Genomic DNA, 24412 nt, shown 5'->3' on the forward strand with positions numbered 1-24412 from the left:
GGAGCACGGAGGGGGCCGCGGGCGCGGCCGCCCCGCGCCGCAGGGGCGGCCGGGTCCGGATGACCGGCAAGCAGCGCCGGGAGCAGCTGCTGGAGATCGGCCGGACGGTCTTCGCGGAGCGCGGCTACGACGGCACCTCGGTGGAGGAGATCGCCGAGCGCGCCGGGGTGTCGAAGCCCGTGGTGTACGAGCACTTCGGGGGCAAGGAGGGGCTGTACGCGGTGGTGGTGGACCGCGAGATGCAGCTGCTGCTGGACATGGTGACGGGGGCCCTCACCGGCGGGCACTCGCGCGAGCTGCTGGAGCAGGCCGCGTTCGCCCTGATGGACTACATCGACACCTCGACGGACGGCTTCCGGATCCTCGTCCGGGACTCCCCGGTGGCCCAGTCGACCGGCACCTTCGCCTCGCTGATCAGCGACATCGCCACCCAGGTCGAGGACATCCTGGGCCTGGAGTTCAAGTCCCGGGGCTTCGACGCCCGGCTGGCGCCGATGTACTCGCAGATGCTGGTCGGGATGGTCGCGCTGACCGGCCAGTGGTGGCTGGAGGTCCGCAAGCCGGACAAGGCGACGGTGGCGGCGCACCTGGTGAACCTGGCCTGGCACGGGCTGGAGGGGCTGGAGCGGCACCCCAGGCTGGTCGGCGAGCGCAGGGCCTGAACCCGGCCACGGGTTCTCACCGCCCGGCCCTGATCCTCACCGTCTGGCCCCCACCGCGAAGATCCGCCGGAACGGGAAGACCGTCCCGTGCGGCCCGGCCGGGTAGGCCTCGCGCAGCAGCCGCCCGTACTCGGCGAGGAAGGCGGCCCGTTCGGCCGGGTCAGCGAGCCGGGTGAGGACGGGGCGCAGTGCGGTGCCCTTGACCCACTCCAGCACCGGGTCCGGCCCCGGGAGCAGGGTGAGGTAGGTGGTCTCCCAGACGTCCGGGAGGCAGTCGGCGGCGGCGAGGGCGTCGAGGTAGCGCTCGGGCGGGTGGACGCCCGCGCGGTCGGCGTCGGATCCCAGGGTGTCGCGCCAGCGGGTGCTGCGGCGCAGGTCGGCCAGCAGGGTGTGACTGGGGGCGTCGAAGTTGCCGGGCACCTGGAAGGCGACCGTTCCGCCCGGACGCAGTGCGGCGGCCCAGCGCGGGACGAGGTCGAGGTGGCCGTCGATCCACTGGAGGGTGGCGTTGGAGACGATCAGGTCGGGCCGGGCCGGGGCCGGGTCGTAGTCACGGGCGTCGGCGAGCAGGTAGTCGGCGGTGGGCTCGCCCTCGGTGCGGGCGGTGGCGAGCATCGGGGCGGAGTTGTCGACGCCGGTGATCCGGGCGTGCGGCCAGCGTTCGCGCAGTACGGCGGTGGAGTTGCCGGGGCCGCAGCCGATGTCCAGGATCACGGCGCGGTCCGGATCCGGGAGGGCGGGGACGCGGGCGAGCAGGTCGTGCAGCGGGCGGGTGCGTTCGTCGGCGAAGCGCAGGTACTGCGCCGGGTCCCAGACTGGGGTGGTCATGGTTCACCTCGAAAGTATCTCGACATCAAGATATCTCGATGTAGCCTCGCTGGCACATTTCTCGATGTCAAGAGACTTCACATCGACACATCCACCGATACACTGATCGTCATGGAGGACGAGGTCGACAGGCTGGTCGCAGCGTGGCGCCGGGAGCGCCCCGACCTCGACGTGGAGCCGCTTGAGGTGCTGAGTCGGGTCAGCCGGCTCGCCCGGCACCTGGACCGCGCCCGCCGCACCGCCTTCGCCGAGCACGGCCTGGAGCCCTGGGAGTTCGACGTCCTGACCGCCCTGCGGCGGGCCGGCTCCCCGTACCAGCTCTCCCCCGGCCAGCTGCTCACCCAGACCCTGGTCACCTCCGGCACCATGACCAACCGGATCGACCGCCTCACCGGCAAGGGCCTGGTCAAGCGCCTGCCCGACCCCGACGACCGGCGCGGCGTCCTGGTCCGCCTCACCGACGACGGCCGCGACCGCGCCGACCAGGCGCTCGCCGGCCTGCTCGCCCACGAACGCGAACTGCTCGCCCAGCTCAGCTCCGACCAGCGGGGCGAACTCGCCGGCCTGCTGCGGCTGTTGGTCGCGCCGTTCGACAACATCCCGGGCTAGTGCCAGCCGTGCGGGCCCCGCGGGTTCCGCCTCTCACCCCCGTTCGGACACCCCCGCCACCGACGACGGTGGCGGCAGGGCCGGCTCGGCGGGGCTGACCCCGGCCCGGCGGGCGACCGCGACGGCGGCCAGCGTGGAGTGCACCCCGAGCTTGCCGAGCACGTTCTGCATGTGGGTGCGGACGGTGTGCGGCGACAGGTAGAGCCGTTCCGCGACCGCCTGCCGGCCCAGGCCCGCGACCATGCAGCGCAGGATCTGCTTCTCCCGAGGGGTGAGGGTGTCCACCAGCCGCTCGCTCTCGGTGCGGTCCCGCCGGGCGGTGGTGAGCTCGCGGATCACCCCGGTGAGCAGCGCGGGCGGCAGGTGCGTCTCGTCCCGCAGCACGCCCCGCACCACGGCGAGCAGCCGGGCCAGCGAACTCTCCTTCGCCACCCAGCCGGTGGCACCCGCGTGCAGGGCCCGGGCCGCGCGGTGCGGGTCGTCGGCGGCGGCCAGGACGACGGCGCGCAGCCCCGGGTGGGCACGGCGGAGCCGGCCGAGCAGGGTGATCCCGTCGGGCGGCGGGCTGGCGGGTCTGAGCTGATCGGCCCGCAGCTGCTCCGCCCTCAGCTGGTCGGCCCGCAACTGGTCCGCCGGGCGGGCGACGGACGGCGGCGCCCCGCCCGGAACCCCCGGACGCCGGGGCGACGGCACCGCCGGACCCGGGCGGCGCCGGGCCTCCTCGGCCGTCTCGGTGCCCGACCGCTGCCGGGCGGCCGCACCGGCGGCCTCGGCCCCCAGGTCCGCGTCGATCAGTGCCACGTCGTAGGCCCGCCCCTCGGAGGCCGCGCGCTCCAGCGCCCGCTCCGCGGCGGCCGCGCTGCCGGCCGCGCCGACCTCCACGTCGGGCTCGGCGGCGAGCGCCGCAGCCAGTGCCTCGGCGAAGATCCGGTGGTCGTCGACCACCAGGACCCGGATCCGCCCCATCGTCCCCACCCCCTGCTCAGACCGCCCGAGCCCGGGAGCGGGAACCGGCCCGGCGTCCGCGTTCCGGACCCTCCGTTCCGCCCGCCCACCGGTGGCCGATGAGGCCGAAAGGGCGCCGGCCCCCACCGGTACCTCATTCAGCGTACGGGCCGGGAAACGCGCCCGTGGCGATTCGGTGAAGTTTCGTCAGAAGGTGCGTGAGCAGCCTGACTTGTGCGGCGGCCCGGCCCCGGAAGCGTGCTCGACGCCCCGGAGCCGGGCCAACCGCCCCGTGCCTACAGGCCGTTCTTCGCCAGGGTGAACTTCCAGGCGTCGGCGACGATGTCGTCCAGGTTCGGACGGCGCGGCGTCCAGCCCAGCGCCTCGTGGGCGCGCGCGGCGGAGGCGACCAGCACCGCCGGGTCGCCGGCCCGCCGGCCGGAGACCTGCACCGGGATCTCGCGGCCGGTGACCCGCTTGACCGACTCGATCACCTCGTGCACCGAGAAGCCGCTGCCGTTGCCCAGGTTGCAGATCAGGTGCTCGCCCGGCTTGGCGGCGTCCAGCGCCAGCAGGTGCGCCTCGGCGAGGTCCGCGACGTGGATGTAGTCGCGGATGCAGGTGCCGTCCGGGGTCGGGTAGTCGTCGCCGTACACCGCGATGTGCGGGCGCTGGCCGAGCGCGGCCTGGAAGACCAGCGGGATCAGGTGCGACTCGGGGTCGTGGCGCTCCCCGTACGTGCCGTAGGCGCCGGCCACGTTGAAGTAGCGCAGCGAGACGGCGGCCAGGCCGTGCGCGACGGCCTCGCTGGTGATCAGGTGGTCCACGGCGAGCTTGGTGGCGCCGTAGGTGTTGGTCGGCGCGGTACGGGCGGTCTCGGCGATCGGCACCGCCTCGGGCTCGCCGTAGGTGGCGGCGGTGGAGGAGAAGACCAGCTTGCGCACACCGGCCGCGCGCATCGCGCTGATCAGCTCCAGCGAACCGGCCACGTTGTTGCGCCAGTACTTCTCCGGGTCCGCGACCGACTCGCCGACCTGCGAGGAGGCGGCGAAGTGCAGCACGCCGTCGAAGGAGCCGTCCAGCACCTTCCCGGCCTCCTGGATCCGGCCCTCGACGAACTCGGCACCGGCCGGAACGCCCTCGCGGAAGCCGGTGGAGAGGTCGTCCAGGACGGTCACCTGGTGTCCCGCCTCCAGCAGGTGGGCGGCCACCACGCTGCCGACGTAGCCGGCGCCACCCGTGACCAGGTACTTACTCATGATGAGACCTCCAGCGGGCGATGGACCGCCCGGACGCCGGGGGCCATCGACGAATGCGTACGACTGCGATCATTCTCTCCTCCCCGCCAAGTGCTCAGGACCAGACGGGTGCCCGATCCCGGCTCTTCATCCGCTTCTCAGCCGCCGGACATCCGGTTGCCCGACCGCCGGGCCGCCGCCCCCGCTTCCTCAACCGCTGGACATCCGCTCCAGCAGGCCGGTGCGCGCCGCCACCGCGGCGGCCTCCAGCCGGGTGCGCGCGCCCAGCTTCATCAGCACCCGCTGGACGTGGGTACGGGCGGTGCTCGCGGCGATCCGCATCCCGGCGGCGATCGCCGCGGTGTCCTCACCGTCCGCGATCCGGGCCAGCACCTGCACCTCACGGCGGGTCAGCAGTCGCAGCAGCCGCACGGCCTCGTCGTCCGGCTCGGCCACCGGGCGCAGCAGCTGGTCGAAGGCGCCGCGCAGGATGTCCACCGCCACCGCGGCCTCGCCGGCCCGGGCACGCCCGATGGCCCGCTCGACCACCTCGATCCGCTCGTCGCTCGGCACGTACCCCGCCGCCCCCGCCGCGAACGCGCCTGCCACGCCCCGCAGTTCACCCACCGGGCCGAGCACGATCACGGCCACCTCGGGGCGCTCCCGGCGGATCCGGCGCAGCACGTCGAAGGCGCCCGGCTCCGCCGGCGCCGCCACGCCCAGCAGGCACACCTCGGGCCGGCGCCCGGCCACCAGGTCGGCGGCGACCCCGGCCGGGGAGCCGACCGCGAGCACCCGGTGACCGCGCAACTGGAGCGCGGTGGCCAGCGCCTCGGCCAGCAGCCGGTGGTCGTCGACCACCACGAGTCGAACGCCCATGGACACCCTCCCGGTCGGGGTCCGGCTCGCGCCCGCACCCCACGGGCGGGCGGCCGATGACGCACCATCACAACGCATTCCGTACCCGACCCGCTAGGCCGCCGGGCGCCGCCGACCGGCACTGCCAGCGGAAACGCGAAAGACCCCCGCCGTGAGGCGAGGGTCTTTCAGTGGAGCCCCCATGCGGAATCGAACCGCAGACCTTCTCCTTACCATGGAGACGCTCTACCGACTGAGCTATAGGGGCTTGCCGGGCTTTTCGCCGGGCCGGTCGAACAAGGAAGACATTACACGGCCGTGGGCCCGGAAGGGAAATCGGCCCTGATCCGGCCACTTCCCGCCCTCAGTCCCGGGCGTGCGCCGCGTCGAACTCCTCGCGGGCCGCGAGCATCTGCAGCGCGTGGCCCTCCGTCCAGCGACCGAGCGGGGAGAGCAGCTCGGCCAGCTCCCGACCGAGCGGCAGCAGGTCGTAGACCACCCGCGGCGGCGTCTCCGGGAAGACGGTGCGGAGCACCAGGCCGCTGCGCTCCAGGTTGCGCAGCGACTGGGTGAGCATCTTGCGGCTGACCCCGCCGACCCCGCGCTGGAGCTCGGAGAAGCGCTGCGGGCCGCAGGCGGCGAGGCTCATCAGGATCAGCATCGACCACTTGTCGGCCAGGTCGGCGAACATCTCGCGGCTGGGGCAGAGCTGGGCGAAGACGTCGAACTCCTCCTCCCGCACCTGCTCCCGTCCCCGATCCTGATCCCGATCCCGTTCCTCGCGCGGTGCGACCGCTTCGTCCGTCGTCATACCGACCAGGGTAGTCCGACAGTCTCCAAACCGCACTTGGTAACCAATAGAGACCTGGTCTATATTCGAGACCGCTCGACGGGACGGACCGAAGCGGCACGCCCCGCCCCCCGCCCGCCCCTCCGCCCTTCCACGGGCCCCCGCCCGCCCCGTACAGGAGTGCCTCCGCCATGACCATCCGCCCGACCGTCGCCCTCGCCTACCACTCCGGCTACGGCCACACCGCCGTGATCGCCGAGGCCGTCGCCCGCGGTGCCGCCGCCGCGGGCGCCGAGGTCGTCTCGATCGCCGTCGACACCATCACCGACGAGCAGTGGGCCCAGCTGGACGCCGCCGACGCGATCGTCTTCGGCTCGCCCACCTACATGGGCACCGCCTCCGGCGCCTTCCACGTCTTCGCCGAGGCCACCAGCAAGCGCTGGTTCACCGACGCCTGGAAGGACAAGGCCGCGGCCGGCTTCACCAACTCCGGCTCCAAGAGCGGCGACAAGGCCGCCACCCTCGGCTTCTTCCAGACCCTCGCCGCCCAGCACGGCATGAACTGGGTCAACCTCGGTCTCAAGCCCGGCTGGAACGCCACCACCGCCAGCGAGAACGACCTCAACCGCCTCGGCTTCTTCAACGGTGCCGCCGCCTCCTCCCCGACCGACGCCGGCCCGGAGGGCGTCCACAAGGCCGACATCGCGACCGCCGAGCACCTCGGCGAGCGCGTCGCCCGGCACACCGCGATCCTGCTGGCCGGCCGCGCCGCCCTGGCCGGCTGAGCCCCTCCCCGTACGGCTACGCCGCCGGGTCCGCCGTCGGGTCCGCCCCCAGGAGGGGCGCCCGGCGGCGTCCGCCTTCCTCCACCGACCCCAGATCGACGCCGACCGTCTCCGGCAGCAGCCGCAGGCACCCCAGCGCCAGCACGCCCAGCCCCGCCAGGTACCAGCCGGCCGGCTGCGCCGTCCCGTACACCTCGGTCAGCCTGGTCGCCACCAGCGGCGTCGTGGCGCCGCCGACCACCCCGCCCAGGTTGTACGTCAACGCGGCGCCGGTGTAGCGCACCCGGGTCGGGAACAGCTCCGGCAGGAACGCCGCCAACGGCCCCAGCAGGAACCCCAGCACCACCATCGCCCCGGCCAGCGCCAGGAACATCAACGGCCGGCGCACCGTCTCCAACAGCGGGAACAGCGCGAGCGACCACGCCGCCGCCAGGGCCGTCGCCCACCGCAACGTCCGCAGCCGCCCCCACCGGTCACTGCGCGAGGCACCCAGCCACACCGTCACGCCCCCACCCACCGCACCGACCAGCAGCATCGACAGCACCAGCGTGCTCGCCACCCCCAGACCGGAGGTCGCGTACGCCAGCGCATAGGTCGTGGTCAGGTAGAACAGCGCGTACCCGACGGTGATCGCCCCGCCGCCCGCCAGCACCGGCCGCCAGTGCTCGCGCAACACCTCCACCACCGGCGGCCGCTCCCGCCGCTCGTCCGCCCGGAACAGCGGCGTCTCCGCCAGCCGCAGCCGCACGAACAGGCCCACCGCCACCAGGGCGAGCGAGGCCAGGAACGGCACCCGCCAGCCCCAATCCCGGAACGCCCGCTCGTCCAGCCCGAGTTGGAGCGCCAGGAACCCCCCGTTCGCCAGCACGAACCCCGTCGTCGGCCCCAGCTGCAGGAACCCCCCGTACCGCCCGCGCCGCCCGGCCGGCGCGTTCTCCGCGATCAGCAGCGCCGCCCCGCCCCACTCACCGCCCAACCCGACGCCCTGGCAAACCCGCAGCACCACCAGCAGCACCGGCGACCACCACCCCCACACCGCGAACCCCGGCAACACCCCGACCGCCGCCGTCGCCAGCCCCATCAGCAGCAGCGACACCACCAACGTCGCCTTCCGCCCCACCCGGTCACCGAAGTGCCCGAACACCACCGCCCCCAGCGGCCGAGCCAGGAACGCCACCGCGTACACCGAGAACGACGCCAACAGCGCCCCCACCGTGCCCAGTTCGGGAAAGAACACCGGCCCGAACACCAACGCGGCAGCCGTTCCGTACAGGAAGAAGTCGTAGAACTCGATCGCCGTCCCGATCAGCGCCGCAGCCGCCGCCCGCCGCAACTGCCCTACCCGCCAAGCACCGTCCGCATCCATACCACCACCCTCGCCACCAGCCCGGCCACCCCACCAGCCCCCACCCGAGTGACCCCGGCGCACACTCACCACGCCCACGCCGGGGTCCTACGCCTTGCGCGCGTCCCGCGGAATCACGACCAACTTCCGCACCGGCAAGGCCCCGACCACCGCAGAGCCCGATTCGCCGCCCGAAACTACCTCGCGTACGGGTTGTCCTCCGGCGGCACCGGAGGCTGATACGACGGCGGCGGAGGCGGCACCGAACCCGCCGGCTGCTGCGGGGGCTGCGGCGGCACGACCGGCTTCCGGCGCCGCAGCACGGCGAACACCGCCCCGGCAACCAGCACCAATCCGGCCACCACCGCAGCCGCGATCGGCAGCGCACTACCCGATCCTGACGACGACTCAGTCTTCGGCTGAGATGTCGGCGCCTCCACAGCCACCTCGCTCGGGCTCTCCGCCGGACTCGCTGGAGCCGCTGGTGCGGGAGCGGACGAACCCGCTGACGCCGACGGAACGGCCGAAGGAGAGGCCACGTCAGCCGGAAGCGGCGACACATCCGCCGGGCCCGGATCCCCGGGATCCGTCAGCGCGATCCTCGGCCGAACCGCACCCCACCCGGCATCATCCGTGCGGACCGTCCCCCCGTTCGGCCTTCCTGCGGTGTTGATGAGCACGCGCAGAATCTGATTCGCCGTCCAGTCCTTGTGAACCGACCAGATCAGTGCCGCAGATGCGGAGGCTAGAGCGGTCGCCTCGGACGTGCCATGACCTTTGCAGTACCCGGACGCGGTTGTACAGGCCGCGATCGTGTTCATACCAGGAGCTACAAGGGCAACTTGCGGCCCGTGCTCGGACTCATCCGTCACGGTCCCGTTTTGATCGATCGCCCCGACACCGACGACATTGGGAAGGGCTCCAGGATAGTCAACCGGATTCCCCGACTGCGCCTCGTTCCCCACAGCCGCAAGTACCAGCACACCCTTCGCTCTCGCAGCGGCAAGGATTCGATTCAGCTTGGCCACATCGTCCGGGAACGCGGTCACCGCGTTGATTCCCTGAGAAATGTTGACAACCTTGGCACCCTGGTCGACTGCATAGTCGACAGCCTGTCCAACCTGGTCAAGAAAATCAGTGGAGACCAAAGATCCGACAGAGCCGGTATTGATCTTCAACGGCAGGATCCTGACCCCCGGGGCCAATCCATAGGCCCCCTTGCCGCCATTGGCCTTGCCGGTTCCTGCGATCAAGCCAGCCATCTTCGTGCCGTGCTCATTGCCATACGTGCCCACACCGCCCGGGCTGCCACTGAAGTCCTTGCCCGGCAGAAATTGGCCGACCAGGTCCGGGTGGTCCAGCTTGAACCCACCGTCGATCACCGCAACCGTGATGCCCTGTCCTTGAGACACCTTCCACATCTCCGAGGCGTGCATGGCATCCAGGTGCCACTGGTCATCACGAATCGAGCCATCGGCAACCGCGGGTGCCGCGACTGGGCCAACAACGAATCCCGCAGCCAACAGCGCCGCTGTGACAGCCCGCCAGCTCGTTCGTGCGTTCGTCCGCCCCATCACAACTCCTCGTCGTCTTCTCCGCCAACCACCGAGCGCGCCCCGAACAGAGCTGCCCGGCCACTGGTAAAGCCCAGTGGCCGGGCAGCCGTTGTCGCCCTACTCAACCACGTCCGGGTTGCTGTGCGGGGTGCCGCTGGTCCAGGTCTCCTCGTCCTCGTGCAGGTAGTCGGCACGCTTGCGGCGGTCACGCTCGTTGCGGCCACCGTGGCCGGCCATGCCCGGGCCCATCATGCCGTTCTGCCCGGACCGGGCGCCGCCCTCGGCGGCTCCCGCTGCGGCCGCCCGGTTGCGCAGGCCCGTACCGCCCGGCGTGAACTCGCCACCGACGGCAGGCCCCTTGCGGCCGCCGACCGTGCCGCCGCCGGTCGAGGTCAGGCCCCGGCCACCGCGTGCGCCACCGCCGGAACCGCCGATGCCGTGGCCGCCACCCATACCCGGGTGCATGCCGCCCATACCGGTGGACGACCCGGCCCGACCACCGGCCGGTCCGGCTTCGCGGGAACCGAAGACGGTGCCGCTGGGCAGGCCCGGGCTACCGGACTTGCCGGGGATCTGACCGCCGCCGAACGGCGCCGGGCGGGGCGGGATCGAGCCGCCGCCCTTGCCGGGGACATAGCCACCGCTGCTGCCCTTGACCGGGATCGAGCCGCCACCGATCCCACCCGGGAAGCCGGTGATCGGCCCGCCGCCCGGCATACCGGGCGTACCGCCGGGGCCGTCGGGCCCGCCCGGGAAAACGGGCGTGGCGCCAGGGCCGCTCGGCGACAAGGGGCCCGGACCGGCCTGGCCCGGCAGGGTGGGCGCGGGCGGCAGGCTGTCGAGGCCGGTACCGGGGCGGTCGATCGGGTCCGACGGGTGGGACGGCGGAGTCGAGGAACCCGGATCCTGCGGTGTGGACGGAACCGGGCCGCCACCATGCGGAGGAGTCGGTCCGGTGTGGCCCGGGTTCGACGGATCCTGCCAGGTCGTCCCCGGGTCGCGGGGGGTCACGGAGCCACTGCGGTAGCTGCCAACTGGCGAGCTGTAGCTACCACCAACGCTGCCGCCACTTGAACGCGGGCTACGGAGGGGAGCGCCATAGCCTCCACCGGAACCTCCGCCGGTGTAGTCCGTGTTTCCACTCTTGTCCGGAGCCGCTGTGTCGGGCGTCCCCGGCAGCCTCACGTCATCAGGAATCCCGTTCAGGGTCGTCGTCGCCGCGCTGTACGCCTGGGCCAGGTTCTCCACCTGTTTGACGGCTTCCTGGTGCTCCTTGTCGACCGCCGCCTTGAACTTGGTGGCCTCCGCGTCGGTCACCCACTTGTCCTGCAGCTGGGCCTTCATGTAGTCGTCAACCGACTGACCGACCGCGAGCTTGGCCTCCGCACCCGGGTAGGGCTTCTGCTGCGCGTGTTGGTCCAGTTTCTGTATCGCCGTCGCCGGAAGCGGCGGCATCGCGGCCTTGGCAGTGCTGAGTGCTTCACCGGCCTGGGTCATCGCGCCGCCGGCGGTCGTGGAGTGCTGACCGATGATCGCTGCGGACTTGTACAGGTTTCCGACCCAGGTCTTGAAGTTCTCAGCCGCCGGTCCCTCCCAGGTGACTTGCCCGAGGTGTGCCTGGAGTGCCGAGCTGAGGTCCGTCAGGACTCGACCGGCGTTCTCCAACTGATTGGCCCGCTTCAGCACCATGTCAGGCTGCGTCTTATCGACCATTGAGATAAGAACGGCGTGATCAATGCCGTGGTACTTCGATTCACCTGCCATGACCTGCTCCCCGTCTCCCCGTGAGTCTCTCCTCGTACCGCCGTCAGAGGCCTGCGCTGGACTTCACCCTCGGCCCGTTCGATCCCGCCGCCGGTGAAGTGACGTCCGCTGTCTTCGCGACCGCGTTCTGCGCGGCCGCCGTGTGGTCCTCGTTGGTCTGGTACGTGCCCGCCGTCTTTGAAACCGCGTCCTGCATCGCCTGAATCTGCGACACGAACTCCTTGTGAAGCCGGACGAGTTCGGAGTGAACCTTCTCGTACCTGGCGCTCAGAGCCGTCGCCTCCGAGAACGAGCCGGAGTTCGCGCTGACGAAACTCGCCTGCTCCAACTTCTGCGCTTCGAGTTTGTATGGCGCAGCCGCCGAACCCTCCATGGCGGAGAGCAATGCCTCGACTTTCTTCGCGAAGTTCGTGAGCGTGTCCAGCTCGACCTGCACGTCCTGCTTGCCGAAGGCCGCCACCAGGCCACTGGCGCTGAAGTTCGTCTGCGCCGTGCTGACGAACTTGCCGATCCCGAACGGCCCCGCCGACAGCATGAACGGCGACGCATCGGGCGTCCCTGCCGGGTTCGCCCCCGAGTCGTTCGCGCCTGCCTCTGCCACAGCAGTTCACCTCTCCCCCGTACGGGCGGGCACTCCGGGCGGTTCCCCGGGTGCGCCGCTCCGCTACACACCGTCAATTTCTGGGCCGTACCGCCCTGGTCGGCGCATCCGACCGCCCCGTGGGCGGTCTCCGCCTCCGTCATCGTAGCCACCGCCTCTGTCGGACCGGCAGGGTCCTTGGCGCGCCCGTTCACGATCGGTACGAACTTGACACGTACAAGGTCCACCGCGGCCCTGGGTAGACTGCCCGGGTACGCCCCATCTGCCGCGCAATGTCGCACAGCAGCGACCCAAGGCCGCAGAACGGACGTGACCGCATGCCTTCGCAGACGCCCGCCGCAGTGACTCCCTGGTGGGCCCGGGCCGTGCGGCCGGCGCGGCCGCCGCTGCCGGTGGCGTTGATGGTGCGGGCGGCGGTGGGGATGGCGGTGCCGCTGACGGCGGGGTTGCTGGCGCACCGGCTGGATCTGGGGGTGTTCGCGGGGCTCGGGGCGATGCACGCGACGATGAACGACCGCGTCGAGCCGGCCCGTCTGCGCTCCGCCCGGATCGCGACCGCCGTGTTCGCCTCCGCGCTCGGCATGCTGATCGGTACGGCGTTGCAGCAGGCGCACGCGGGTGCGGCCGTGCTGGGCGTCTCGCTGACGCTGACGGCCTTCGCGTCCGGCGCGCTGAGCGCGACGGGTCCGCGCGGGTCGGCGGCGGGGATGCTGCTGTTGGTGTCGGCCGCGCTGGGCAGCGGGATGCCGTTGCCGCACCCGTGGTGGGCTGCAGCGCCGATGATGCTGGCGGGTGCCGCGTTCGTGGTGCTGCTGGGCCTGCCCGGCGGGGCGCACAACCGGCCCGCCTCGGATCCTCGCAACCGGGCGCTGGCCGCCGTGTACGAGGCGCTGGGCCGGACCCTCGCCGATCTGGGCACGCCGCGGGGCGCCGCCTCCCGCCAGGTGCTGACCGCCCGCCTGAACCTGCTCCAGGACCTGCTCCCGGGCCACGGCGGGAGCAGGACCGCCCGCACCGCCCGGATCCGCCGGATGTACGAGGCCGCCTTGGCCGCCACCGAGGCGGCGACCGGTCTGCTGTGGGCCTGGCGGCCCGTCCCTCCGGAGGTGGCGGAGGTGTCGAACCTGCTGGCGGCGGCCGTGCGGCGGGGCGGCGGCGAGGTCGTGGTGCCCGACTGGCGGCCCGACACCCCGGCCCGGCAGGCGCTGGACGTGGCGCTGCGCGCCGCCGCGGGCACCGTCGCCGGCCGCCCGACCCCGCCGGGTACCGCCCCGGCGCCGCCGCCCGACCCGTGGCGGCTGCGGGTGCGGCTGCTGTCCCGGGGCTCGGTGCGGTACGGGCTGAGGGTCGCGCTGTGCATCGCGGCCGGCTCGGCGGTGACCGCCAACTACCCGCTCAGCAAGAGCTACTGGGTGCCGATGACGATCGCCTTCGTGCTGAAGCCGGACCTCGGCTCGGTGTTCCTGCGCGCGGTGAGCCGGGCGGTCGGTACGGTGCTGGGCGTGGTCGTCACGGCGGCGCTGCTGTCGCTCACCACGGAGGAGTGGGCGCTGACGGCGATGGCGGCCGTGTGCGTCGCCCTGCTCCCGTACGCCACCGCGGCGCACTACGGGCTGAACACCGTCGTGATGACCCCGATGGCGCTGATCCTGCTGCAGATGGGCGGCCAGAGCAGTGCGGCCGAGTTCTGGCCCCGGGTGCTGGACACCGTGCTCGCGAGCGCGATCGTGCTGCTCTTCGGCTACCTGCTGTGGCCCGAACGCCCTCGCCACCGGATCGAGCCCCGGCTGGTGGACGCGGCGACGGCGCTGCGCGCCTACCTCGACGCCGTCACGCTGACCGAGGGAACCGCCGCCCGGGGCGGCAACGCCCAGGTGTGGCTGCGCCGCACCGCCTACCGCTCCCTGGCGGACGCCCGCCGGGAGGTGCAGCAGGGGCTGACCGAGCCGCCGCCCACCGGCCGGCTGGCCGAGCAGTGGCTGCCGGCCACGGCCGCGCTGGAGCGGCTGGGCGGCGCGGTGGCGGCCTTCGCCGCGCAGATCCGCTACGGCGGCCGGGTGCCGGACCCGGCCGAGACCGGGCGGGTCCGGCGGGCGCTGGACGAACTGACCGCCGCCGCCCGGGAGCACCGCCCGCCGACGCGGCCGGCGGCCCGGCCGACCGCGCCGCACGACCCGGCGCGCAGCGCGCTGGGCCGTGCGGCGGACGAGCTCGAAAGCCTGCTCAGGCCCGAGAGCGCACCTCGGCCGGAGCAGCAGCGGTAGGTCAGACCTGCTCGGCCAGCTCCAGCCAGCTCATCTCCAGCTCCTCCTTCTCCTCCCGGACCGCGCGCAGCTGCGCGTCCAGCTCCGCGACCTTGGAGAAGTCGGCGGCGTGCTCGGCGAGTTGGGCGTGCAGCTTGGACTCCTTCTCGTCCAGCTTGGCAATCTGCCGCTCCAGCTTCTGCATCTCCTTCTTCGCCGCCCGCAGGTCCCCGCCGGACAGTCCGGCGGCGGCGGTCTCGACGGCCGGGGCGGCGACGGGAGCGGACGGAGCCGCGGCGGCCGCCATCCGCGCCCGGCGCTCCAGGTACTCGTCGATCCCGCCGGGCAGCATCCGCATCCGCTTGTCGCCGAGCAGCGCGTGGACGACGTCGGTGGTGCGCTCGATGAAGAAGCGGTCGTGGCTGATGACGATCATCGAGCCGGGCCAGCCGTCGAGCAGGTCCTCCAGCTGGTTGAGCGTCTCGATGTCCAGGTCGTTGGTGGGCTCGTCCAGGAACAGCACGTTGGGCTCGTCCATCAGCAGCCGCAGCAGCTGGAGCCGCCGCCGCTCGCCGCCGGAGAGGTCGCCGACCGGCGTCCACTGCTTGTCCTTGCCGAAGCCGAACTGCTCGCACAGCTGGCCCGCGCTCATCTCCCGGCCCTTGCCGAGGTCGACCCGCGAGCGGACCTGCTCGACGGCCTGCAGCACCCGGGTCTCCGGGTTCAGCTCGGCGACCTCCTGCGACAGGTAGGCCAGCCGCACGGTCTTGCCGACCTTGACCACGCCGGAGGCGGGCTGCACGTCGCCCTCGGAGGCGTACGCGTCGCGCAGGGCGCGCAGCAGCGAGGTCTTGCCGGCGCCGTTGACGCCGAGCAGGCCGATCCGGTCGCCGGGGCCGAGCTGCCAGGTGAGGTTCTCCAGCAGCAGCTTGGGGCCGGCCTTCACGGTGACGTTCTCCAGGTCGAAGACCGTCTTCCCGAGCCGCGCGTTGGCGAACTTCATCAGCTCGCTCTTGTCCCGCGGCTCCGGCACGTCGGCGATCAGGGCGTTGGCCGCCTCGATCCGGTAGCGCGGCTTGGAGGTGCGGGCGGGGGCGCCGCGGCGCAGCCAGGCGAGCTCCTTGCGGGCCATGTTCTGGCGCTTCTGCTCCTCGACGGCCTCGATCCGGGAGCGCTCGGCGCGGGCGAAGACGTAGTCGGAGTAGCCGCCCTCGTACTCGTGCACGTCGCCGTGCTGGACGTCCCACATCCGGGTGCAGACCTGGTCGAGGAACCAGCGGTCGTGGGTGACGCAGACGAGGGCGGAGCGGCGCTTCTGCAGGTGCTGGGCGAGCCAGTTGATGCCCTCGACGTCGAGGTGGTTGGTGGGCTCGTCCAGGACGATCAGGTCGGGCGAGCCGAGCAGCAGCTTGGCGAGGGCGATCCGGCGGCGCTCGCCGCCGGAGAGCGGGCCGATGACGGTGTCCAGGCCGTCGGCGAAGCCGGGCAGGTCGAGGCCGCCGAAGAGGCCCTCGATGATGTCGCGGATGCGGGCGTCGCCGAGCCACTCGTGGTCGGCGCGGTCGGCGATGACCTCGTGCCGGATGGTGGCCTTCGGGTCGAGCGAGTCGTGCTGGGTGAGGACGTCGAGCTGGAGGCCGCCGTTCCAGGTGATCCGGCCGCCGTCGGGCTCCTCCAGCTTGGCGAGGATCCGGATCAGGGTGGTCTTGCCGTCGCCGTTGCGGCCGACGACGCCGATCCGGTCGCCCTCGCTCACGCCCAGGCTCACCGCGTCCAGCAGGGCGCGGGTGCCGTAGACCTTCGTGACGGACTCGATGGTGGCGAGGTTGACGGCCACGTGTGCTGCGCTCCTGGGTTCGGCGGTCGCGGGGCGGGCCCAGCCCGCCCCTCTCTCGGGGACACCCCGATCTCCCCAGCCTAATGGCCCCGCCGGAGCACCCTTACCCGGTCAGGCCGCACCCCTGCCCGGTCAGGCCGCGCCCTACCTGGTCAGCGCCCTTACCCGGTCAGTGCCCCTACCCGGTCAGTGCCCCTACCCGGTCAGGCCGCGACCGCCGCCGCCCCCGGCACCGGTCCGTACGTGACGTGCGCGGCCCGGCAGGTGCCGGAGGCCCGCAGCGCCTCGGCGACGGCGGCGGCCGCGTCGGCGTCCTTGGCCAGGAAGGCGCAGGTCGGTCCGGAGCCGGAGACGAGGGCGCCGAGCGCGCCCGCCTCGGTGCCGGCCCGCAGGGTGGCGGCCAGCGAGGGCCGCAGCGAGAGCGCGGCGGGCTGGAGGTCGTTGGCGAGCGCGGCGGCCAGGGCGACGGCGTCGCCCTCGGCGAGCGCGGCGAGCAGGGCCGGGTCGGCGTCGGGGGCGGGGACGACGGCGTCGCCGGAGCCGGTGCCGTTCTCCTCGCGCAGCCGGTCGCACTCGCGGTAGACGGCGGGGGTGGACAGGCCGCCCTCGGCGACCGCGAAGACCCAGTGGAAGGTGCCGGAGACGGCGAGCGGCTCCAGGATCTCGCCGCGGCCGCGGCCCAGGGCGACGCCGCCGAGCAGGGCGAACGGCACGTCCGAGCCCAGTTCGGCGGCCAGTTCCAGCAGGGTCTCGAACGGGGTGCCGAGCTTCCACAGCGCGTCGCAGGCGACCAGCGCCGCGGCGCCGTCCGCGCTCCCGCCGGCCATGCCTCCGGCCACCGGGATGGCCTTGGCGATGTGCAGGTGCACGCCGGGGTCGGCGATGCCGTGGTGGGCGGCGAGCAGCCGGGCGGCGCGGGCGGCGAGGTTGCCGTCGTCCAGGGGGACGGCCTCGGCGTCCGGCCCGGTGCAGGTCAGCGTGACGCCCTGGCCCTCGGTGGCGGTGACCTCGTCGCCGAGGGCGACCGCGAAGAAGACGTTGGCCAGGTCGTGGAAGCCGTCGGAGCGCAGCCCGCCCACCCCGAGCTGGACGTTGACCTTGGCCGGAACACGTACGGTGATCACACGGCATCCTTGGGCTTGTGCTCGGCGATGGCGGCGAACTGTTCCACCGTCAGCATCTCGCCGCGCAGCTTGTGGTCGATCCCGGCGCCCGCGAGCGCCTGCTCGGCGGCGGCGGCCGAGCCGGCCCAGCCGGCCAGCGCGGCGCGCAGGGTCTTGCGCCGCTGGGCGAACGCGGCGTCGACCACCGCGAACACCTCCTCGCGGCTGGCCGTGGTCTTCGGCGGCTCGCGGCGGATCAGCGAGACCAGTCCGGAGTCCACGTTGGGGGCGGGCCAGAACACGTTCCGTCCGATCGCCCCGGCGCGCTTCACGTCGGCGTACCAGTTGGCCTTGACCGAGGGGACGCCGTACACCTTGTTGCCGGGCTTGGCGGCGAGCCGGTCGGCGACCTCGCTCTGCACCATCACCAGGGTCCGCTCGATGGTGGGGAAGGTCGCCAGCATGTGCAGCAGGACGGGCACGGCCACGTTGTACGGCAGGTTGGCGACCAGCGCGGTCGGCGCCGGCCCGGGCAGTTCGGTGACCTCCATGGCGTCGCTGAACACCAGGTCGAAGGAGTCCGCCTTGCCGGGCATCCGGGCGGCGACGGTGTCCGGCAGGTGCTGGGCGAGCACCGGGTCGATCTCGACCGCGGTGACGTGCCGCGCCGCCTCCAGCAGCGCCAGCGTGAGCGAGCCGAGGCCCGGCCCGACCTCGACCACCGCGTCCTGCTCGGTCACCTCGGCGGCCCGGACGATCCGCCGCACGGTGTTGCCGTCGATGACGAAGTTCTGCCCGCGCTGCTTGGTCGGCTTCACGCCGAACGCGGCCGCCAGCGCCCGGATGTCGGCGGCGCCCAGCAGGTGGCTGTCAGGGGTGGGGTCGGTGGTGCTCACGCGCCAAGGATACGGGCGCGGAAGGGGCTCAGAGTTCGACGACCTCGGCGAGGTCGATCTCCACGGCGTACGGCGGATCGGTATCCGAAGCTCAGTACCCGAAGGCCCGCGCCGTGTTCTCGGCGATGGCGGCCGACAGCTCGTCCTCGTGCAGCCCCAGGGTGGCGGCCATCGAGCGGACCGTGACCGGGACGAGGTACGGGGCGTTCGGGCGGCCCCGGTAGGGGTGCGGGGTGAGGAAGGGCGCGTCGGTCTCGACCAGGATCCGGTCCAGCGGGGTGGCGAGGAGGGCGTCGCGCAGCGGCTGGTTGGCCTTGAAGGTGACCGGTCCGGCGAAGGACAGGTACCAGCCGTGCTCGGCGCAGGTCTTGGCCATCTCGGCGTCGCCGGAGTAGCAGTGGAAGACCGTCCGCTCGGGGGCGCCCTCCGCCAGCAGGACGGAGATGACGTCCTCGTGGGCGTCGCGGTCGTGGATGACCAGCGCCTTGCCGTGCCGCTTGGCCATCTCGATGTGGCGGCGGAACGACTCCTTCTGGATCTCCACGCCCTCCGGGCCGGTGCGGAAGTAGTCCAGGCCGGTCTCGCCGACGGCGAGGACCTGCGGAAGGGCGGCGAGCCGGTCGATCTCGGCGAGCGCCTCCTCCAGCGCGTCCGCGCCGCCGGCCTTCCGCTGCTGGCCGGACCAGCCGTCCGCGTCGCCGAGGAAGATCCGCGGTGCCTCGTTGGGGTGCAGGGCGACGGCCGCGTGCACCTGCTCGTACTGGGCCGCCAGTTCGGCGGCCCAGCGCGAGCCGGGCACGTCGCAGCCCACCTGGACCACCGTGGCGACCCCGACCGAGGCGGCCCGGGCCAGTCCCTCGGCCGGGGTGCCGGCCTGCATGTCGAGGTGGGTGTGCGAGTCGGCCACCGCCACGGCCAGGGGTTCCGGCAGCGGCGGCGGGGTCGACCGGTCGTCGTCCTTGGGCATCAGGAGGCCGACTTCTCTTCGAGGCGCGGGAACAGGATGTCGCCCTTGGTGACGGTGGCACCGGCGGGCAGCCGGCCCCAGTCGGCGACGGTGGCGACGGTCTGCGCGGAGAGCGCGCCGAGGCCCTCGGCGGCGCCGAGCGAGGCCCACAGCTTCTCGCTGGTGGACGGCATCAGCGGGTTGAGCAGGACGGCGGTGCCGCGCAGCGCCTCGGCGGCGGTGTAGAGGATGGTGGCCAGGCGGGCCCGGCCCTCCTCGGAGTCGTCCTTGGCGACCTTCCACGGCTCCTGCTCGGTGAGGTAGCCGTTGACCTGCTTGACGAACTCGAAGATCGCCGCGATGCCGCCGGCGAAGTCCAGCTCCTCGCCGATCTTCAGGTCAGCCACCTCGGCGGCCGTGCGGAGCCCGTCGGCGACGGCCTGCTCAGCCTCGCCCGCGGCGGTCGCGGCCGGCAGCACACCCTCGAAGTACTTGCCGACCATCGCGGCGACCCGGGAGGCCAGGTTGCCGAAGTCGTTGGCGAGCTCGGAGGTGTAGCGGGCGGTGAAGTCCTCCCAGGAGAAGGAGCCGTCCGTGCCGAACGGGATCGCCCGCAGGAAGTAGTAGCGGTACGCGTCCACGCCGAAGTGCGAGGTCAGGTCGGTGGGCGCGATGCCGGTCAGGTTGGACTTGGACATCTTCTCGCCGCCGACCATCAGCCAGCCGTTGGCGACGACCCGCTTGGGCAGCGGCAGGCCCGCGGCCATCAGCATGGCCGGCCAGATGACCGCGTGGAAGCGCAGGATGTCCTTGCCGACCAGGTGGACGGAGGCCGGCCACAGCTCGGCGAAGCGCTCCGGGTCGCTGCCGTAGCCGGCGGCGGTGATGTAGTTCTGCAGCGCGTCCACCCAGACGTAGAGGACGTGCTTCTCGTCCCAGGGCAGCGGCACGCCCCAGTTGAAGGTGGAGCGGGAGATCGAGAGGTCCTTCAGGTCCTGCTCGACGAAGCGCAGCACCTCGTTCCGGGCCGAGGCCGGCTGGATGAAGTCGGGGTTCTCCGCGTAGAACTCCAGCAGCTTCGGGCCGTAGGCGGAGAGGCGGAAGAAGTAGTTCTCCTCCTCCAGCCATTCGACCGGCCGCTTGTGCACGGAGCAGAGCTTCTCGTCCTCGGTGGCGCCGTCGAGCAGCTCGGCGGGGAGCTTGAACTCCTCGCAGCCGACGCAGTACGGGCCGGAGTAGCCGCCCTTGTAGATCTCACCCTTGTCGTACAGGTCCTGGACGAACTCCTGCACCCGGTCGGTGTGGCGCTGCTGGGTGGTGCGGATGAAGTCGTCGTTGGCGATCTCCAGGTGCTCCCAGAGCGGCTTCCAGGCCTCCTCGACCAGCTTGTCGCACCACTCCTGCGGGCTGACGCCGTTGGCCTCGGCGGTCCGCATGATCTTCTGACCGTGCTCGTCGGTGCCGGTCAGGTACCACACCTTCTCGCCGCGCTGGCGGTGCCAGCGGGTGAGGACGTCGCCCGCCACGGTGGTGTACGCGTGGCCCAGGTGCGGGCGATCGTTGACGTAGTAGATCGGAGTGGAAACGTAGTACGCCGGGGCGTTCGCCCCGGTGGTGCTGTGGTCTGCAGTGGCCGCCATGGTCGGAAAGCTTAGTCGGGCTCGAACGCACCCCTCGACCGCATTGACCGGCGTCCGCGGTGCGGGCCGCGTCGACCGGGCGTCCGCGGTGCGGGCCGCCCGCCGCACTGCTCGCGGCGGGCGGCCCGGTCCCCCCTCCCCCATGCGGCCCGGTGCCCTAACCCAGCAGCCGCGACCAGAACCGGGCCCAGCGTCCGCGCGGCCTGGCGGGCCCGGGCACCGGGGGCGCCACGGCCGGCTCGGCGTGCGCCGGGTAGCCGGGAGCGTGCTGCCAGGGCTGGTCGGCGGAGGCCACCCGGCCCTCCCGCATGATCCGGACGGTGTGACCGCCACACCCCGGGCAGGTCGGCTTGAGCAGCGGGGACGGCACCCGGACACCGTTGGCGTGGTACTCGAACACGACGTGGCCGTCCTTGGCCGTGTGGTGCTCGATGTCGTACGCCTGCTCCCAGCCGTACCCGCAGCGCAGGCAGGCGAAGGAGTAGGCCTCCCGTACGACCTCGACGGGAGTGTGCGGCCGCGCGGCCAGGCCGGGGACGCTCAGCGCGTTGCCACTGCGGGGGCTACCGATCGTGTCGCTCATAGCCGTCTCCCAGTGCCCGTCGGGCGCTCGCCCGGCTGGGTCTTTCCATCCCAGGAAATGCCCTGACCGCCCCGGCCGATGCCCTGCTTGTGAAGACTTGGATGCGGGTTGGGAAGTCCTATACGAAGGGCCTCCCGGGAAGCGGGAACCGCGACCGAACCTTCAGCTCAGCGGGTGTTTACCGGGGCCTTCTCTCCACGGTACGACTCCCCGGGGGCCCTGCAACCCCCGGGATTCACCCCTTCTTCAACGTCTCGACGGAGCCGTCCTTCTTGGCCGCCACGACCGCGTCGAAGACCTCCCGCTTGGGCACGGAGAGCTCCGCCGCGACGGCGGCGATGGCCTCCTTGCGGCGCTCCCCGGCCTCCTCCCGGACGGCCACCAGCCGGGCCAGTTCGGCCGGGGTCAGCGCCTCGGGCGCGGCCGGCGGGGCGCCCGCGACCACCACGGTGATCTCGCCCTTGACGCCCTCCGCCGCCCAGGCCGCCAGTTCGCCGATCGGCCCGCGCTTGACCTCCTCGTAGGTCTTGGTGAGCTCGCGGCACACGGCCGCGGGCCGCTCCGGCCCGAACGCCTCGGCCATCGCGGCCAGCGCCTCGGCGATCCGGTGCGGCGCCTCGAAGAAGACCATGGTGCGCGGCTCGGCCGCGATCGAGGCGAGCTGCCGGGCCCGGTCGCCGGTCTTGCGCGGCAGGAAGCCCTCGAAGGTGAAGCGGTCGACCGGCAGGCCGGACAGCGCGAGCGCGGTCAGCACCGCGGACGGCCCGGGCACCGCGGTGACCTTGACGTCCGCCTCGACGGCCGCCGCCACCAGCCGGTAGCCGGGGTCGGAGACGGAGGGCATCCCGGCGTCGGTGACCAGCAGCACCCGGGCACCGCCGAGGAGCGCCTCGACCAGCTCGGGGGTGCGGGCGACCTCGTTGCCCTCGAAGTAGGACACCACCCGCCCGGCCGGGGTCACACCGAGTGCCTGGGTGAGCCGGCGCAGCCGCCGGGTGTCCTCGGCCGCGATGACGTCGGCCGTGGCCAGTTCGGTGAGCAGCCGGGGCGGGGCGTCCGAGACGTCGCCGATGGGGGTGCCTGCGAGAACGAGTACTCCTGTCACGCCCCCCATCCTTCCAGTTGTCGGCCGCGGGGGCTTTTGGTGACGATTCGGGCAGCTTCCGAGGGAGCGGTCACATGTGCGAAGCCCGCCCCTACGATGTGGCGGATGAACGGCGACACGGCGGCGCAGACGCCCACTGGTACAGACCACTCCGCAGACGGCGGCGTCGGCCTGCCGTCCCCCCGCTCAACGCAGGAAGCGACCCCGCAGGAAGCCCCGCAGGACGCGGCCCCGCACGCGGCCCGGCAGGACGCGCCCGCGGGCTGGCGGGACCATCTGGCCCGGTTCGGCTACCGCCCCCGCCCGGAGGCGACGCTCACCGAGCGCCTGGTGCCGCCGATGCCGGACGGCCCCGGGGTGACGGCGCCCGACGTGCCGCAGTCGCCGCTGCTGCTGCGCCTGGGCGTGTCCCTGCCGCAGGGCCTCTGGTACTTCCTGTGCCGCTGGTCCGGCTGGCTGGGCCCGATCGCGGTGGCGGTGTTCGCCGGGCTGCTGCGGTTCACCAACCTCGGGCAGCCGCACGCGATCATCTTCGACGAGACGTACTACGCCAAGGACGCCTACGCGCTCTGGCACGGCGGCTACGAGATCAACTGGCCGGAGGACGCCAACACGACGATCATGACGCCGGGCGCGGCCGTGCCGTACCGCCCGACGCCCTCGTACGTGGTGCACCCGCCGGTGGGCAAGTGGATCATCGGCGCGGGCGAGCAGCTGTTCGGCATGAACCCCTTCGGCTGGCGCTTCGCGGTGGCCCTGCTCGGCACCCTGTCGGTGCTGATGCTGGCCCGGATCGCCCGCCGGATGTTCCGCTCGACCCTGCTGGGCTGCGTGGCGGGCCTGCTGCTCTCGGTGGACGGCCTGCACCTGGTGCTCAGCCGGGCCGCGCTGCTCGACCTGGTGGTGATGTTCTGGATCCTCGCCGCCTTCGGCTTCCTGCTGCTGGACCGCGACCGCACCCGGGCCCGGCTGGCGGCACGCCTGGGCGGGGTCGCGGATCCGCTGCTCGCCCAGCGGATCAACCTGGGCTGGCGCCCGTACCGGATCGCGGCCGGCGTCTGCGTCGGCCTGACCTGCGCCACCAAGTGGAGCGGCCTGTACGTGGCGGCGGCCTTCGGCGTCCTGACCGTGCTGTGGGACGTCGGCGCCCGCCGGCTGGCCGGCGCCCCGCGCCCGTACCTGGCGGTGCTCGCCCGGGACGTGGTGCCGGCCTTCGTGTCGATCGTCGTGGTCACGGTGGCCGTGTACCTCGCCTCGTGGTGGGGCTGGTTCGCCAGCAGCACCGCGCCCGGCCAGGGCGGCTGGGGCCGGGACTGGGCGGTCGGCCGCGCCACCGACTACCCGTGGATACCCGAGGGCCTGCGCGCCCTGTGGCACTACCACTCGACGGTCTACGAGTTCCACACCCACCTGAGCGACCCGCACACCTACCAGTCCAACCCGTGGTCCTGGCTGGTGCTGGGCCGCCCGGTCTCCTTCTACTACGAGTCCCCCAAGCTGGGCCAGGCCGGCTGCACCGCCGCCGACTGCGCCCGCGAGGTGCTGGGCATCGGCACCCCGCTGCTGTGGTGGACGGCCGTGCTGGCGCTGGTCTACTGCCTGTGGCGCTGGGTGCTGCGCCGGGACTGGCGGGCCGGCGCCCTGCTGTGCGGCCTGGCCGCCGGCTACCTGCCGTGGTTCGCCTACCAGCAGCGGACGATCTTCCTCTTCTACGCGGTGGTCTTCGTCCCGTTCCTGGTGCTCGCCGTGACGATGCTGATCGGCGCGATGATCGGGCCGGCCGGCGCCTCCCGGGAGCGCCGGATCATCGGCTCGGCGGCGGCCGGCCTGCTGGTGCTGCTGATCGTCTGGAACTTCCTGTACTTCTATCCGCTGTTCACCGGGCAGACGATCCCGCTGGAGGACTGGCGCCGCCGGATGTGGTTCAACACCTGGATCTGATCCGCCGCTCCCACGCGCACACCGGCTTCCCCCGAATCGTCCGTACGCGGTCCATGAGACGTACCAGATCCGTCACAAGTGCCGGGCCTTTCGCCGGGGCACCGATCCGCGCTGCCTAGGGTGGGGTCGTACCGCGT

General features: G+C 72.7%; 21 protein-coding genes and 1 tRNA gene. 5 read left to right on the forward strand and 17 right to left on the reverse strand.

The genetic code is table 11. From position 1 onward, the window contains the following. Nucleotides 1–59: 59 nt before the first annotated feature. Nucleotides 60–662, forward strand: a complete 603-nt coding sequence (locus RZ50_RS05515) for a TetR/AcrR family transcriptional regulator (RefSeq protein WP_196952313.1) — start codon at nt 60–62, stop codon at nt 660–662. Nucleotides 663–698: 36 nt separating this feature from the next. Here RZ50_RS05515 and RZ50_RS05520 read toward each other — a convergent pair whose 3' ends face one another. Next, the gene (locus RZ50_RS05520) at nt 699–1490 is read right to left on the reverse strand and encodes a methyltransferase domain-containing protein (RefSeq protein ID WP_196952312.1); all 792 of its coding nucleotides are present in this window, start codon (nt 1488–1490) and stop codon (nt 699–701) included. 111 nt (nt 1491–1601) lie between these two features. Between RZ50_RS05520 and RZ50_RS05525 the strand changes: the two genes are divergently transcribed. Further along, a complete protein-coding gene (locus tag RZ50_RS05525) occupies nt 1602–2099 on the forward strand; it encodes a MarR family winged helix-turn-helix transcriptional regulator (protein WP_196952311.1) in 498 nt (165 codons plus the stop codon). A gap of 33 nt (nt 2100–2132) precedes the next feature. On the opposite strand, the gene RZ50_RS05530 is transcribed toward RZ50_RS05525, so the two are convergent. The 5 genes from RZ50_RS05530 to RZ50_RS05550 form a co-directional block, all read right to left on the reverse strand. Beyond that, the gene (locus RZ50_RS05530; protein WP_196952310.1) at nt 2133–3065 is read right to left on the reverse strand and encodes a response regulator transcription factor; all 933 of its coding nucleotides are present in this window, start codon (nt 3063–3065) and stop codon (nt 2133–2135) included. Between the two features lie 275 nt (nt 3066–3340). Beyond that, a complete protein-coding gene (galE, locus tag RZ50_RS05535) occupies nt 3341–4303 on the reverse strand; it encodes a UDP-glucose 4-epimerase GalE (RefSeq protein ID WP_196952309.1) in 963 nt (320 codons plus the stop codon). A 189-nt stretch (nt 4304–4492) separates the two neighbouring features. Continuing rightward, nucleotides 4493–5161 carry a LuxR C-terminal-related transcriptional regulator gene (locus RZ50_RS05540; protein WP_196952308.1) on the reverse strand — a complete coding sequence of 223 codons (669 nt, stop codon included), beginning with the start codon at nt 5159–5161 and terminating at the stop codon, nt 4493–4495. A gap of 171 nt (nt 5162–5332) precedes the next feature. Beyond that, nucleotides 5333–5408, reverse strand: a tRNA-Thr gene (locus tag RZ50_RS05545). Between the two features lie 96 nt (nt 5409–5504). Beyond that, nucleotides 5505–5951 carry a helix-turn-helix domain-containing protein gene (locus tag RZ50_RS05550; RefSeq protein ID WP_196952307.1) on the reverse strand — a complete coding sequence of 149 codons (447 nt, stop codon included), beginning with the start codon at nt 5949–5951 and terminating at the stop codon, nt 5505–5507. Between the two features lie 170 nt (nt 5952–6121). Between RZ50_RS05550 and RZ50_RS05555 the strand changes: the two genes are divergently transcribed. Continuing rightward, nucleotides 6122–6715 carry a flavodoxin family protein gene (locus RZ50_RS05555; RefSeq protein WP_196952306.1) on the forward strand — a complete coding sequence of 198 codons (594 nt, stop codon included), beginning with the start codon at nt 6122–6124 and terminating at the stop codon, nt 6713–6715. A 16-nt stretch (nt 6716–6731) separates the two neighbouring features. On the opposite strand, the gene RZ50_RS05560 is transcribed toward RZ50_RS05555, so the two are convergent. From RZ50_RS05560 to RZ50_RS05575, 4 genes are all read right to left on the reverse strand, one after another. After that, nucleotides 6732–8081: an MFS transporter gene (locus RZ50_RS05560; RefSeq protein WP_196952305.1), complete on the reverse strand. Its 1350-nt coding sequence runs from the start codon at nt 8079–8081 to the stop codon at nt 6732–6734. Nucleotides 8082–8257: 176 nt separating this feature from the next. Beyond that, nucleotides 8258–9634: a S8 family serine peptidase gene (locus tag RZ50_RS05565; protein ID WP_196952304.1), complete on the reverse strand. Its 1377-nt coding sequence runs from the start codon at nt 9632–9634 to the stop codon at nt 8258–8260. A 99-nt stretch (nt 9635–9733) separates the two neighbouring features. Further along, nucleotides 9734–11380 (reverse strand): WXG100 family type VII secretion target, encoded by a 1647-nt coding sequence (locus RZ50_RS05570; RefSeq protein WP_196952331.1) that lies wholly within the window; start codon nt 11378–11380, stop codon nt 9734–9736. 43 nt (nt 11381–11423) lie between these two features. Beyond that, a complete protein-coding gene (locus RZ50_RS05575; RefSeq protein WP_196952303.1) occupies nt 11424–11981 on the reverse strand; it encodes a hypothetical protein in 558 nt (185 codons plus the stop codon). 317 nt (nt 11982–12298) lie between these two features. Here RZ50_RS05575 and RZ50_RS05580 point away from each other — a divergent pair, with 317 nt between their 5' ends. Then, entirely contained in the window at nt 12299–14245 is a 1947-nt protein-coding gene (locus RZ50_RS05580; protein ID WP_196952302.1) for an FUSC family protein, read from the forward strand. Between the two features lies 1 nt (nt 14246). Here RZ50_RS05580 and RZ50_RS05585 read toward each other — a convergent pair whose 3' ends face one another. The 7 genes from RZ50_RS05585 to rsmI form a co-directional block, all read right to left on the reverse strand. Beyond that, nucleotides 14247–16061 carry an ABC-F family ATP-binding cassette domain-containing protein gene (locus RZ50_RS05585; RefSeq protein WP_196952301.1) on the reverse strand — a complete coding sequence of 605 codons (1815 nt, stop codon included), beginning with the start codon at nt 16059–16061 and terminating at the stop codon, nt 14247–14249. Nucleotides 16062–16264: 203 nt separating this feature from the next. Beyond that, a complete protein-coding gene (locus RZ50_RS05590; RefSeq protein ID WP_196952300.1) occupies nt 16265–17185 on the reverse strand; it encodes a 4-(cytidine 5'-diphospho)-2-C-methyl-D-erythritol kinase in 921 nt (306 codons plus the stop codon). After that, nucleotides 17182–18060 carry a 16S rRNA (adenine(1518)-N(6)/adenine(1519)-N(6))-dimethyltransferase RsmA gene (gene rsmA / locus RZ50_RS05595; RefSeq protein ID WP_196952299.1) on the reverse strand — a complete coding sequence of 293 codons (879 nt, stop codon included), beginning with the start codon at nt 18058–18060 and terminating at the stop codon, nt 17182–17184. The genes RZ50_RS05590 and rsmA overlap by 4 nt, the downstream gene beginning before the upstream one ends. A 91-nt stretch (nt 18061–18151) precedes the next feature. Further along, nucleotides 18152–19027 (reverse strand): TatD family hydrolase, encoded by an 876-nt coding sequence (locus RZ50_RS05600; protein ID WP_196952298.1) that lies wholly within the window; start codon nt 19025–19027, stop codon nt 18152–18154. Beyond that, nucleotides 19027–20646, reverse strand: coding sequence for a methionine--tRNA ligase (gene metG / locus RZ50_RS05605; RefSeq protein WP_196952297.1), 1620 nt, complete (start codon nt 20644–20646; stop codon nt 19027–19029). Before metG ends, RZ50_RS05600 begins: the two co-directional genes overlap by 1 nt. Nucleotides 20647–20803: 157 nt before the next feature. Then, nucleotides 20804–21229, reverse strand: a complete 426-nt coding sequence (locus RZ50_RS05610; protein WP_196952296.1) for a hypothetical protein — start codon at nt 21227–21229, stop codon at nt 20804–20806. Between the two features lie 235 nt (nt 21230–21464). Continuing rightward, complete coding sequence (gene rsmI / locus RZ50_RS05615) at nt 21465–22334, reverse strand: 16S rRNA (cytidine(1402)-2'-O)-methyltransferase (protein WP_196952295.1); 870 nt, start codon at nt 22332–22334, stop codon at nt 21465–21467. Between the two features lie 105 nt (nt 22335–22439). Between rsmI and RZ50_RS05620 the strand changes: the two genes are divergently transcribed. Beyond that, the gene (locus RZ50_RS05620; protein WP_196952294.1) at nt 22440–24275 is read left to right on the forward strand and encodes a dolichyl-phosphate-mannose--protein mannosyltransferase; all 1836 of its coding nucleotides are present in this window, start codon (nt 22440–22442) and stop codon (nt 24273–24275) included. Nucleotides 24276–24412 lie beyond the last annotated feature (137 nt).

The organism is Kitasatospora sp. SUK 42 (assembly GCF_015776785.2).
Taxonomy (GTDB): domain Bacteria; phylum Actinomycetota; class Actinomycetes; order Streptomycetales; family Streptomycetaceae; genus Kitasatospora.